We start from the raw sequence: 12700 nt of genomic DNA on the forward strand, positions 1-12700 counted from the left end.
TATTCTGTCGGACTCGCAGAGACCAATCCCGTGATTCGATTGCGCGATATCGACGATCCCGAGGCATCCTCCCCGGCGCAACAGCGTCCGGCCGGATGAACGAGTTCGCGCAATCCATTGTTGCCGCCTTCACGCTGATCGGCGAAGTGGACGCCGAACTGCTCGGCATCGTCGCCTTGTCGATTCGTGTCAGCCTGACCGCCAGCATCGTCGCGTTGCTGATCGGTGCCCCATTCGGGGCCCTGCTTGCGATCACGCGCTTCCGCGGACGTCAGGTCATCATCATTCTGACCAATGCCTTGCTCGGTCTTCCGCCGGTCGTGGTCGGGCTCGCGCTCTACCTCCTGCTGTCGCGGTCCGGCCCGTTTGGGCCCGCCGGCTTGCTGTTCACGCCAACTGCCATGGTGATTGCGCAGACGCTGCTCGCGACGCCGATCGTGGTGGCACTGGTGCACCGGCCGGCCAGCCTGCTGTGGGCGGAGTATGGCGATCTGGCGCGGATCGACGGACTGTCGGCGCTGCGCAGCATGGCACTCCTGTTCGCGCTGGGACGGACCTCGCTGCTGACGGCCTTTCTCGCGGCCTTCGGCCGCGCCATCGCTGAAGTCGGCGCCATCATCATCGTCGGCGGCAATATCCGGGGCTTCACCCGCACGATGACAACGGCGATCGCGCTGGAGACCAGCAAGGGCGACCTGCCGCTGGCACTGGGGCTCGGACTGATCCTGCTCGCGCTCAGCGTCGCGGTGTCAACCATCGCGTTCCTGCTAGTGGGACGCGTTGGGGAAAAATAGCTGCTCGCCGCCCACCTTGTAGCCTGCGATCGCGTCCTGCCCCTTGGATGAGATGAGCCAGTCTATGAAGGCCTGCCCGTCCTTCACCTTGACGTTCGGATGCAAGGCCGGATTCACCAGCATAACGCCATACTGGTTGAACAGCCGCTTGTCGCCCTCGGTCAGGATGGCGAGCTCACCCCGGTTCTTGAACGAGAGCCAGGTGCCGCGGTCCGAGACAAGATAGGCATTCGACGACGACGCCATGTTCAGCGCTGGTCCCATGCCCTGGCCGATCTCCCGATACCAGCCGTCCTTGGCCGCACTGAGATCGACGCCTGCCTCCTCCCATAGCCTCAGCTCGGCCGCGTGCGTGCCGGACTTGTCACCGCGCGAGATGAACGGCGCCTTCGCCGCCGCGATCTTGCGCAGCGCATCAGTGACGTCCTTGCTGCCGGCGATCTGCGCCGGATCGCTCTTGGGACCGACGATGACGAAGTCGTTGTACATGACGTCGAAGCGCTTCACGCCCTGCCCCTCGGACATGAACTTGTCTTCGGCAACCCTGTCATGAACGAACACCACATCGGCGTCGCCGCGCCGCCCGATGTCCAGCGCCTGGCCGGTGCCGACGGCAACGACCTTCACGTCGATCCCGGAAGCCTTCGAGAACAATGGCAGCAAATAGCCAAACAGCCCCGACTGCTCCGTCGACGTCGTCGAGGCCACGGTGATTGTGCGATCCTGCGCCAACGCGATGGTGGACCAGAGCAGAAGCGCTCCGATCGCGGCGATCTTCCTCATACGTATCCTCGAACAAGCAACGGGCTTCCTGAATAGCCACGAACGGACGAGACGGGAACCGTCAAATTTGGGTGCAACGCGAATTGATCCGAGGCGGACGCCGACAGGCCATCGTCCAGGAACGTCGCCAGCATCGGCATGTTGTCTTCGAGGTGAAAGGCAAGGAGACTGCGATGAAGAAGATCATTTTGGCATCCGCGTGCGTCATGGCGCTGGCGACCGGGGGCGCATTCGCGCAGACACAACCCGCTCCAGGCGCATCCGGCCAAGGCGACGTCGGTCCCTCGTCGCGGGGGCCCGCGACCAAGGGCATGACGACGGGCCGTTCGTCGAACATGCAGAACGAGGCCAGCGACAGCAAGGGCACCCAACAGCCATCCGCAGGAGGCACCAATACGAATAACATGGGCAGCCAAGCCGGTGGCGGCGCTGGCTCCGGTGGCGCTGGCTCCGGCGGCGGTGCAGGCTCCGGCTCCGGGCGATAGCCGCGAGAGGACGTTACAGCTTCGCCTAGCCTGAAGATTCCCCGGGAGTTCGCTGCTACGCCGCGCCCCGGCTGATGCCGATCGTAGCTATGCCAATGACCGCTCGCGCTGTTCAGTGAAATCAGCGATAGCGCAGGCTTTGAGATACCGCCGACAATCACAATTACAAAAGCACGGGCGGTTTCCGCCTCGTGTGTGAGCGCACCGATGTTCTGCAATTGGTCCCGTCTCGATTGACATCGGTGCGAGGGCCGGGGCAGTTTTTTACATTGCTGGCGAATCAGCGATAGCCTCACGCCGGGTACCTCTTGGATAACTCCAGTGCTTTCGAGACTGATATCGTTGCTGCGCCGCCTCCCTGCGGTGAATTGGGCGTTCACCCGGCTTCGGCCCCCGCCGCACAGCCGCAGCGTTGACGTTGCACCGAGTGCCGTAGATGGCCCAGCCGCCCTCATCGACGTTGCGGAAGCCGCTCCGGCTCGCGTCACCGACGTCAGCGCGGAGCCTTTGCATGACAATTCCGACCTCGCGGTCACGGCTCCGGTAGCCGAGAATGACACGGCTGTCTCTGTCGATGCGGAGAGCCCCTCGACCGAAATGCGCGTGGAAGACGCTTCAACTCCGGAGACACTGATAGGAGCCGAGGCGGCCTCGACATACCCGGCCGTCGAGGACGTTTCTGCTTCATCGCCCGACGTGGAGCACGATCCGGTTTTGGTTCCTGATCTCGTCATCGTCAGCGAGACGGGCTCTGAAGTGCCGGCGGCGGTTGAAGCCGTCGCAGCGAAGGTCTCGCTTTCGTCTGGAGAGGTCGAGACCCCTCTCACCAGCGACAAATCCTCGCCCAGCGCTTCCGCGGCCGTCGCCGATCAAATTCCCGCCGTTGTCGTCGATACCATCAGCGTTGCTGCGGACGTGCCTGAAACCAGCTCCGGCAGCGCCCCATATGGCAGCGCCGAGATCGCGCCCGCCACCGCAAATGATGCGCCGCTCGCCAAAGCCGTCGCTACGGGTGTTCCCTCTGCCTATTCGCTCGGCGCCATCACGAATATCGAGCCGGCTCCCGCTGTCGTGTCTGCTTCTCCGGAGATTCGCAGCACACGGAAAGTTCGCGCTAGACCCACAGAGCCGACCGATCGTGCCGCGCTGATCCGGCAGCGCTGGGCCGAGACCGGGATCAGGATGTGGAATCCGCGCCTGCACGGCACCGGCGATGCCACGCTCAACATCCAGGGCAGTGTCGGACTGCTGCCACCCGCGACCGGCGAGACGATGCCGCGCTACGACAAGCTGGAATTCAAGATGCTGGGCGGGCAAATCGTCTGCGAGGGCGTCATCGTCGAGGCGCCTGCGCATGCAAGCCAGCGCAGCTTCACCCGGCTCGCAGAGCCCGGGAAACACGACCGGGTCCGCGAGCCGGTGCGGGAGCGCCAGGCCGCTCTCGCCTGATCCTTTCTTCTGCGGCCACTGGCGATGTGCTAGGTTGATGTCCCAACATGGGAGATCGCATATGCGCGCAAGGTCATTGTCTGTGGTCCTGCTCGCCGCCTTCTGCATTGGGCAGCCCGCTCTCGCGGCCGGGAAATGGCCGCGTCACGCGGCTGCTCCCGTCGCCGATCCGGCCACACTCTACAAGGCCGATCGGCTCTCGTCCTCGCGCAGCGAGACGATCCTCAACACGCCCGGCCAGACCACCGTGCTGACGCGGCAGGTCCTTGACGACATGAACGCGACGAGCCTCCGGGGCGCCATGCGCGCGACCGCCGGGGTGACGATCGGGCGCTAGGCTCTTGTGGCCTTCGGCCGGCCTGGCGCTATTGCCGCGCGGCAGATCAAATTTTCCAGACACGAAGCAGTTGCCCGCAACGCCGATCGCGACGTAACTTGCGCACCGGTCGAGCACACGATTTCCGCGCCCGATCGAGACGACAAGAAAACTAATGGGAGGCAGACTATGAAGAAGCTCGCGGCCGCGCTGTGCGCGCTGGCATTGTTCGCAACTGACGCGCAGGCGCAGACCATCAAGGATTTCCTGGCCGCGGTCATGCAGAAGTGGACAGCCCCATTCGAGCCGTTCCAGCTCATCGGCAACATCTACTATGTCGGGACCGAAGGCATTGCCGTCTACGTCATCAAGACCCCGCAGGGCCTGATCCTGATGGACACGGCGATGCCCCAGTCCACCGGCATGATCAAGGACAACATCGCCAAACTCGGCTTCAAGGTTTCAGACATCAAATACATCCTCAACACGCATGCGCATCTCGACCACACCGGCGGTTTTGCCGAGATCAAGAAGGAAACCGGCGCGCAGCTCGTGGCCGGTGAGCGCGACAAGCCGCTGCTCGAAGGCGGCTACTATCCCGGCGACGAGAAGAACCAGGACCTCGCCTTCCCTGCGGTGAAGGTTGACCGCACGGTGAAGGAAGGCGACAAGGTCACACTGGGCGACGTCACGCTGACGGCGCATGCAACGCCCGGCCATTCGCCGGGCTGCACGAGCTGGGAGATGAGTGTCAAGGACGGCAAGGAGGACCGCGAGGTGCTGTTCTTCTGCAGCGGCACGGTCGCGCTGAATAGGCTGGTCGGTCAACCGACCTATCCCGGGATCGTCGATGATTATCGCGCGACATTCGCCAAGGCCAAGGCGATGAAGATCGACGTGCTGCTCGGGCCGCATCCGGAGGTCTACGGCATGCAGGCCAAGCGGGCGCAGATGAAGGACGGCGCGCCGAACCCGTTCGTCAGGCCGGGGGAGCTGGCGACCTACATCACCGGCCTGTCCGAGGATTTCGACAAGCAGCTGGCCAAACAGACCGCGGCACTGGAGAAGAAATAGCGGCCGTCTAGCATTGCCTTCGCCTCATCCGGCACGGCGTTCGGCGAAGCAGAGACGGAGCCGCAGCCAAGGTCGCGATCTGATCGCACTAGGCCAGGCTCGGCAGATCGAGGCCGTTGGCGTGAGCGCAGTCGATCGCGGTCTCATAGCCTGCATCGGCATGGCGCATCACGCCGCTGGCGGGATCGTTCCAGAGCACGCGCTCGATCCGCTTCGCGGCTTCCGGCGTGCCGTCGGCCACGATCACCATGCCGGCATGTTGCGAATAGCCGATGCCGACGCCGCCGCCGTGATGCAGCGAGACCCAGGTCGCACCGCTGGCGCAATTGAGCAACGCGTTGAGCAAGGGCCAATCCGACACCGCGTCCGACCCGTCCTTCATCGCCTCGGTTTCGCGGTTCGGGCTTGCCACCGAACCGCTGTCGAGGTGATCGCGGCCGATCACGATCGGCGCTTTCAATTCGCCGCGCGCCACCATCTCGTTGAAGGCAAGGCCCAGACGATGGCGATCGCCAAGGCCGACCCAGCAGATCCGCGCCGGCAGGCCCTGGAACTTGATGCGCGCCTTCGCCATGTCGAGCCAATTGTGCAGATGCTTGTCGTCAGGCATCAGCGCCTTGACCTTGGCATCCGTCTTGAAGATGTCCTCGGGATCGCCCGAGAGTGCGGCCCAGCGGAACGGCCCGACGCCGCGGCAGAACAGGGGACGGATATAGGCGGGAACGAAGCCCGGGAAATCAAAGGCATTCTTCAGGCCCATGTCCTGCGCCATCTGGCGGATGTTGTTGCCGTAGTCGAGCGTCGGAATGCCCTGTGCGTGGAAATCCAGCATGGCCTTGACGTGCTCGACCATCGACGTCTTCGAGGCACGCTCGACCGACTTCGGATCGGACGCGCGCTTCGCCTCCCACTCGGCCAGCGTCCAGCCTTTCGGCAAGTATCCATTGATCGGGTCGTGCGCGCTGGTCTGATCGGTGACGATGTCGGGCTTGACACCGCGGCGCACCAGTTCCGGGAAGATCTCGGCGGCATTCCCGAGCAGGCCGACCGAGACCGCCTTCTTAGTGTTTCCCGCCTCTTCGATGATCGCAAGCGCTTCGTCGAGCGTTGCGGCCTGCCGATCGAGATAGCCGGTGCGCAGCCGCATGTCGATGCGGCTGGGCTGGCATTCGACCGCGAGCATCGAGGCGCCGGCCATGGTTGCGGCCAGCGGCTGCGCGCCGCCCATGCCACCAAGGCCGGCGGTGACAATCCATTTACCAGCGAGGCTGCCGCCATAGTGGCGACGGCCGACCTCGACAAAGGTTTCGTAGGTGCCCTGCACGATGCCCTGGCTGCCAATATAAATCCAGGAGCCCGCGGTCATCTGGCCGTACATCATCAAGCCCTTCCGATCGAGCTCGTTAAAATGATCGAGCGTCGCCCAGTGCGGCACGATGTTGGAGTTCGCGATCAGCACGCGCGGTGCGTCGGCATGGGTACGGAAGACACCGACCGGTTTTCCGGACTGGATTAGCAAGGTCTGGTCGTTTTCAAGCTTGCGCAAGGCCGCCGTGATCCGATCAAAACTCTCCCAGTCGCGCGCGGCTCTGCCAATGCCGCCATAGACGACGAGCTCGCTCGGCCGCTCCGCCACGTCGGGATCGAGATTGTTCATCAGCATGCGCAAGGGCGCTTCCGTCAGCCAGCTCTTGGCGCTGATGTCGCTGCCGCGCGGCGCGCGGATGGTGCGGTCGTTGTCCAGTCGGCGGTTCATGCGGACCTCTTAATCAAGTCTCGGAAACGGATCGGATGGAAGTGCGGCAATCGCGTTGGCCGGCAACGCGTCGGCCTCGATCAGTGCAGCTGCCTTGGCGAGATCGCCGGCCATGTAGCGGTCGGCACCGAGTGCGGGCACTTGCTCACGAAGCGTGGCAATGACGGCAGCGAGCGGCGCGCTGGTCGCATGCGGCGCACGAAGCGTGATGCCTTGGGCGGCGACCAGAAGCTCGATGCCGAGAATGGCGGCGAGATTGTCGGCCATGTCGGACAGGCGCCGCGCGGCATGTGCGGCCATCGAGACGTGATCTTCCTGGTTGGCGCTGGTCGGGGTCGAGTCGATCGAGCAGGCGAGCGCCCGCTGTTTATTTTCGGCATAGAGCGCGGCCGCCGTGACCTCGGCGATCATGAAGCCGGAATTGACGCCGGGGTCGGGCGTCAGGAACGGCGGCAGGCCGAAATTGAGTGCAGGATCGACCAGCGTCGCGATGCGCCGCTCGCTGATCGCGCCGATCTCCGACAGCGCGAGCGCAATCGCATCGGCGGCAAAGGCCACCGGCTCGGCGTGAAAATTACCGCCGGAGACGATCTCGCCCGTCTCGACCAGCACCAGCGGATTGTCGGTGACGGCGTTGGCCTCGATCATCAGCGTGCGCGCCGCCTGCGTGATCAGGTCTAGTGCTGCGCCCGCGACCTGCGGCTGACAGCGCAGGCAATAGGGGTCCTGCACGCGCTCGTCGCCTTCGAGATGCGACAGGCGGATGTCGCTGCCGTCGAGCAGCGCCGTCAGCGTCGCCGCCGCGGCGATCTGCCCGGCGTGGCCGCGCAGCGCCTGGATTTCAGGGCGGAACGGCGCCGTCGAGGCCATCGCCGCATCGACGGACAGCGCCCCCGTGACGAGCGCGGCGCGAGCGAGGCGAAAAGCGCGCAGCACGCCCGAGATGGCGTAGGCGGTCGAGAACTGCGTCCCGTTGATCAGCGCGAGCCCTTCCTTAGGCCCGAGCGTCAGCGGCGCGAGTCCGGCGGCCTTCAGCGCTTCGGCGCCAGATACAATTTTCCCGTCAACGATCGCCTGCCCTTCGCCGATCATCACGGCCGTCATATGCGCAAGCGGTGCAAGATCGCCGGATGCGCCCACGGAGCCCTGCTGCGGCACCAGCGGATAGACACCTCGCGCCAACATGTCCTGCAGCTGCTCGATCAGCTCGCGACGGACGCCGGAGGCGCCGCGGGCGAGCGAGACGATCTTCAGCGCCATCATCAGCCGCACGATCGATTCGGGTGTCGCCGGGCCGACTCCGCAGCAATGCGAGACGATCAGGTTGCGCTGGAGCACCGCGGTCTGATCCGGCGGAATGCGCTTCGACGCAAGCTTCCCGAAGCCGGTGTTGATGCCGTAGACGGGGACATCCGCGCGCGCGGCTCTTGCGACGATCTCCGCCGCTGCTTCGACGCGCGCCCAAAACGAGGGATCGAGCACGACGGGCGCACCATCGAGCACACACCCGAGATCGTCGAGACGGACCATCCCCGGTCTGACGACGATCGCTGCGTCCCGCTCCGTCACTGGCCCCTCCATATCCGCCCGTGCAGCGGATTGAAGCCGATCCGGTAGACAAGCTCGGCCGGCCGCTCGATGTCCCAGATCGCGAGGTCGCACCATTTGCCGGCCTCTAACGTACCGCTCTCATCCAGCACGCCCAGCGCCCGCGCACCTTCGCGCGTCACGCCGGCGAGGCATTCGGCCACTGTCATCCGGAACAGGGTCGCCCCCATGTTCATCGCGAGCAGCAGCGAGGTCAGCGGTGAGCTGCCGGGATTACAGTCGGTCGCCAGCGCCATGTGGACGCCAAGCTTGCGAAACGTCTCGACCGGCGGCTTTTGCGTCTCGCGGATGAAGTAGAAGGCACCGGGCAGCAGCACGGCTACCGTTCCGGCCTTGGCCATCGCGACGGCGCCGGCTTCATCGGTGTGCTCGAGATGATCGGCCGAGAGCGCGGAGAATTTCGCGGCAAGCGCAGCACCGCCGAGATTCGAGAGCTGGTCGGCATGGAGCTTGACCGGCAGTCCAAGTTCCCGCGCTGTCTCGAACACCCGCGCGGTCTGCCCGGCGGAGAACGCGATGCCTTCCATGAAGGCATCGACGGCATCGGCAAGTCCCGCCTTTGCGATCGCGGGCAGCATCTCATGGCACACGAGATCGATGTAACGATCCTTGTTGTCCTCCGCCTCCGGCGGCAGTGCATGCGCGCCGAGGAAGGAGGTGCGGATCGCGACCGGCCGCCGACCACAGAGGCTGCGCGCGGCGGCAAGCTGACGCATCTCAGTCTCGGTATCGAGACCATAGCCGGACTTGATCTCGACCGTGGTTGCGCCCTCGGCGATCAAGGCGTCAAGCCGCGGCAGCGCGCCTACGACGAGCTCGGCCTCGCTCGCCTGCCGCGTCGCAGCCACCGTCGAGACGATGCCACCGCCGGCGCGCGCGATCTCCTCGTAGCTCGCCCCCTTCAGGCGCAGCTCGAACTCGTGCGCGCGGTTGCCCCCATAGACCAGATGGGTGTGGCAATCGACGAGACCGGGCGTGATCCAGCGTCCCGCGCAATCGATCTTTTCCACCGCATCGGCATCCGCCGGAAAATCGGTCTGCGCGCCCGCATAGACGATACGGCCGCCGCGCGCGGCGATGACGCCCCGCTCGATCTCGCCAAGGTCAGGACGGTCAGCCCGCATCGTGGCGAGCCGGGCATTGTGCCAGATCCGGTCGAAGCGCTCTGCCATGCAACGGCCCCTTCGTGGGATGCTTGACTTATATGTCTAGACATATAATCGTGGGGCGGTTCTGTCCAGCCGGCGTGTAATCATGACCCGACTGCATTTCGCCTCCGCGCTCTTGCCCTCGGGCTGGGCCAATGACGTGCAGGTGGTCGTCACCGCCGGCACGATCGCGGCGGTGACGCCGAATGTGGCGCCGGCAGCCGGGGACGAGCGCCACGCAATCGCGCTTCCGGGATTGGCGAGCCTGCACAGCCACGCGTTCCAGCGCGGCATGGCGGGTCTCGCCGAGCTGCGCGGCGACAGCACCGACACTTTCTGGACCTGGCGCGAGACGATGTATCGCTTCGCGCTGGCGATGACGCCAGATGACGTGACCGCCGTCGCGACGCTGCTCTATGTCGAAATGCTGGAGCAAGGTTTCACCCGCGTCGGCGAATTCCACTATCTCCATCATGATCGAGACGGCTCGCCTTATGCTGACGTCGGCGAGATGGCCGCGCGCATCGCACAGGCTGCCGAAGCTTCAAGCATTGCGCTGACGCTGTTGCCGAGTTTTTATGCGCACGGCTCCTTTGGAGGCGCACCGCCGCATGCAGGCCAACGCCGCTTCATCTGCTCGGTCGATCAGTTCGCCGCGCTAATGGCCGCCTCGCGCAAGGCGATCAGCGGGTTGCCGGGCGCGAATATCGGCATCGCGCCGCATAGTCTGCGCGCGGTGACGCCTGACGAGCTCAAGTCGATCATTCCGCTTGCCGATGGCGGGCCGGTGCACATTCACGCCGCCGAACAGGTGAAGGAAGTCGAGGATTGCCTCGCATGGTCGGGACGGCGACCTGTGCAATGGTTGCTGGAGCACGCGCCGGTCGATCAAAGCTGGTGCCTCATCCACGCCACCCACACGACGAATGAGGAAGTCACCGCATTCGCCAAGTCCGGCGCGGTCGCGGGTCTCTGCCCGATCACCGAAGCAAGCCTCGGCGACGGCATCTTTCCGGCACGCGAATTCCTCGATGCCGGCGGCGCGTTCGGTGTGGGCACCGATTCCAACGTGATGATCGGCGTCGCCGACGAGTTACGCCAGCTCGAATATGGCCAGCGCCTCAAGCATCGCCAGCGTAACGTGCTCTCCAGCGGCGCCGGGCGCTCGACCGGACGCACGCTGTTTGATCATGCGCTCGCGGGCGGCGCACAGGCGATGGGGCAGACGACCGTCGGCCTCGCGTCAGGAGCGCGCGCTGACATCGTCACGCTCGACACGGCACATCCGTCACTGGCGGGACGCGCACGCGACGCCGTCATCGACGGCTGGATCTTTGCGGCTGGCAGCGGCGCGGTCGATTGCGTCTGGGTCGGCGGCGACAAAGTGGTTGAGGGCGGCCGGCACAAGCTGCGCCAAGCCGCACGCGAGCGCTTCAACGCCTCGGTCCGGAGGCTCGTCGCATGAGCCTAGCAACCGATGCGGCCGACAAGCCGACGCTCTACAAGCGAATCCGCGCCGATATCGAAAAGTGCATTTTGACCGGCGAATGGCCGCCCGGGCATCGCATCCCCTTCGAGCACGAGCTGGTCGCGCGCTACGGCTGCTCGCGCATGACGGTGAACAAGGCCTTGTCGGAGCTGGCGCAAGCCGACCTGATCGAACGGCGGCGGCGCGCCGGATCCTTCGTGCGCCGGCCGCAGCATCAGTCTGCCGTGCTCAAGATCGCCGACATCCGTGCCGAGATCATCTCGCTCGGCCGCAGCTACGGCTACGAGCTGATTGGCCGCAAGCTGCGCACGGCGACCGCCGCTGACCGCGCCCGCCTGGGCGTCAAGAAGTCCGGCAAGGTGGTCGCGATCGCCTGCCGGCATAGCGCCGACAATGTGCCGTTCGCCGTCGAGGACAGGCTGATCGACCTTGCGTCTGTGCCGAACGCTGCGACCGCGGATTTCTCGCGCGAGCCGCCAGGCTCGTGGCTGCTCCACCATGTCCCGTGGACGGAGGCCGAGCATACCATCAGCGCCATTGTTGCGGATGATCGCGCGGCGAAGGCGCTCGACATCGCGGTTGGCGCGCCTTGCCTCGTGATCGACCGCTATACCTGGCGCAGCGCGCGCACGATCACCGCGGTGCGCCTGCTCTATCCGGGTGACTCTCACCGCCTTGTCGCCCGATTCAAGGGAGGCTGAGAGAATAATGGCGGCACAATTCGTGCAATGCTTCGGGCAGCGGTCCAAATGGACAGACAAGGATCAACAGGACGTTCAATCCATCGATCGGCAGGAGGACGACAATCATGCGTAGTTTGAAAGTATTTGTGACAATCATTGCCCTCGCGGTCTCCACTCCGGTGCTCGCCGACGACGTCAAGGTCGGCATCGGTATCTCCGGATGGACGGGCTTTGCGCCGCTGACGCTGGCGAAGGAAGCCGGCATCTTCAAGAAGAACGGCCTGGACGTCACCATCAAGAAAATCCCGCAGAAAGACCGTCACCTCGCGATCGCCTCCGGCGACGTCCAGTGTGCGGCAACGACCGTCGAGACCTGGATCTCCTGGAACGCCAACGGGGTTGCCACCAAGCAGATCTTCCAGCTCGACAAGAGCTACGGCGCCGACGGCATGGCCGTCCGCAACGACCTGGCCTCGATCAAGGACCTGAAGGGCAAGACCGTCGCGGCCTCCGCGCCCGGCACCTCGCCGTATTTCGCGCTGGCCTGGATGCTCAAGAAAAATGGCCTGTCGGTGAAGGACGTCACCGTCGTCAATCTCGAGCCGGCTGCGGCTGCGCAGGCCTTCGTCTCCGGCCAGAACGATGCCGCGATGACCTATGAACCCTATCTTTCGACCGTGCGCGCCGCGCCGGACAAGGGCAAGATCATCGCGACCACGCTCGACTACCCGATGGTCATGGACACTTTTGGCTGCACGCCGAAGTTCCTGACGGAGAACCCCAAGGCCGCCAAGGCGCTCGCCGACAGCTATTTCGAGGCGCTCGACATGATCGCCAAGGATCAGGCCAAGGCCTACGAGATCATGGGCGCCGATGTGAAGCAGACCGGCGAGCAGTTCGGCAATTCGGCGAAATATCTGCGCTGGCAGGACAAGGCCGCGAACCAGAAGTTCTTCGCCGGCGATTTCCTGACTTTCAACAAGGAGGCCGCCGACCTCCTGCTCGAAATCGGCATCATCAAGGCCGCCCCGAAGGTCGAGGATCTCTTCGACGCGAGCTTCATCAAGTAAAGCTCTGCAAGTTGCCGGTTCCGCTGAAGCGCGGGACCGGCGCAT

12 protein-coding genes are annotated in these 12700 nt (G+C 64.8%); 8 read left to right on the forward strand and 4 right to left on the reverse strand.

Features of this window, described 5'->3' with window-relative positions; all coding sequences use genetic code 11:
- Positions 1 to 95: 95 nt before the first annotated feature.
- Positions 96 to 794: an ABC transporter permease gene (locus tag IVA98_RS07185; protein ID WP_247302134.1), complete on the forward strand. Its 699-nt coding sequence runs from the start codon at positions 96 to 98 to the stop codon at positions 792 to 794.
- Here IVA98_RS07185 and IVA98_RS07190 read toward each other — a convergent pair.
- Positions 768 to 1577, reverse strand: coding sequence for an ABC transporter substrate-binding protein (locus tag IVA98_RS07190; RefSeq protein WP_247302137.1), 810 nt, complete (start codon positions 1575 to 1577; stop codon positions 768 to 770). The two genes, IVA98_RS07185 and IVA98_RS07190, sit on opposite strands and share 27 nt — an antisense overlap.
- Before the next feature lie 173 nt (positions 1578 to 1750).
- Between IVA98_RS07190 and IVA98_RS07195 the strand changes: the two genes are divergently transcribed.
- The 4 genes from IVA98_RS07195 to blaBJP all read left to right on the forward strand — a co-directional run bounded on the left by IVA98_RS07195 (position 1751) and on the right by blaBJP (position 4901).
- Positions 1751 to 2062: a hypothetical protein gene (locus IVA98_RS07195; protein WP_247337272.1), complete on the forward strand. Its 312-nt coding sequence runs from the start codon at positions 1751 to 1753 to the stop codon at positions 2060 to 2062.
- Between the two features lie 603 nt (positions 2063 to 2665).
- On the forward strand, positions 2666 to 3511 hold the full coding sequence (locus tag IVA98_RS07200) for a hypothetical protein (protein ID WP_346657689.1): 846 nt from the start codon (positions 2666 to 2668) through the stop codon (positions 3509 to 3511).
- Positions 3512 to 3572: 61 nt separating this feature from the next.
- On the forward strand, positions 3573 to 3848 hold the full coding sequence (locus tag IVA98_RS07205) for a Plug domain-containing protein (RefSeq protein WP_247302148.1): 276 nt from the start codon (positions 3573 to 3575) through the stop codon (positions 3846 to 3848).
- Positions 3849 to 4016: 168 nt separating this feature from the next.
- Positions 4017 to 4901, forward strand: a complete 885-nt coding sequence (gene blaBJP / locus IVA98_RS07210) for a BJP family subclass B3 metallo-beta-lactamase (RefSeq protein WP_247302150.1) — start codon at positions 4017 to 4019, stop codon at positions 4899 to 4901.
- A gap of 88 nt (positions 4902 to 4989) precedes the next feature.
- Here the strand turns inward: blaBJP and hutU are convergent, their stop codons facing one another.
- The 3 genes from hutU to hutI are packed head-to-tail and all read right to left on the reverse strand — an operon-like array spanning position 4990 to position 9437.
- Positions 4990 to 6657 (reverse strand): urocanate hydratase, encoded by a 1668-nt coding sequence (gene hutU / locus IVA98_RS07215; RefSeq protein WP_247302153.1) that lies wholly within the window; start codon positions 6655 to 6657, stop codon positions 4990 to 4992.
- Positions 6658 to 6666: 9 nt separating this feature from the next.
- On the reverse strand, positions 6667 to 8226 hold the full coding sequence (gene hutH, locus IVA98_RS07220; protein ID WP_247302156.1) for a histidine ammonia-lyase: 1560 nt from the start codon (positions 8224 to 8226) through the stop codon (positions 6667 to 6669).
- Positions 8223 to 9437 carry an imidazolonepropionase gene (hutI, locus tag IVA98_RS07225; protein WP_247302158.1) on the reverse strand — a complete coding sequence of 405 codons (1215 nt, stop codon included), beginning with the start codon at positions 9435 to 9437 and terminating at the stop codon, positions 8223 to 8225. Before hutI ends, hutH begins: the two co-directional genes overlap by 4 nt.
- Before the next feature lie 82 nt (positions 9438 to 9519).
- Here hutI and IVA98_RS07230 point away from each other — a divergent pair, with 82 nt between their 5' ends.
- The 3 genes from IVA98_RS07230 (at position 9520) to IVA98_RS07240 (ending at position 12655) form a co-directional block, all read left to right on the forward strand.
- Positions 9520 to 10878 (forward strand): formimidoylglutamate deiminase, encoded by a 1359-nt coding sequence (locus IVA98_RS07230; RefSeq protein ID WP_247354578.1) that lies wholly within the window; start codon positions 9520 to 9522, stop codon positions 10876 to 10878.
- Entirely contained in the window at positions 10875 to 11603 is a 729-nt protein-coding gene (gene hutC / locus IVA98_RS07235; protein ID WP_247302179.1) for a histidine utilization transcriptional repressor HutC, read from the forward strand. The genes IVA98_RS07230 and hutC overlap by 4 nt, the downstream gene beginning before the upstream one ends.
- A 107-nt stretch (positions 11604 to 11710) precedes the next feature.
- Positions 11711 to 12655: an ABC transporter substrate-binding protein gene (locus IVA98_RS07240; RefSeq protein ID WP_247337280.1), complete on the forward strand. Its 945-nt coding sequence runs from the start codon at positions 11711 to 11713 to the stop codon at positions 12653 to 12655.
- Positions 12656 to 12700 lie beyond the last annotated feature (45 nt).

Source organism: Bradyrhizobium sp. 160, assembly GCF_023073735.1.
In the GTDB taxonomy this organism is placed as follows: Bacteria; Pseudomonadota; Alphaproteobacteria; order Rhizobiales; family Xanthobacteraceae; genus Bradyrhizobium.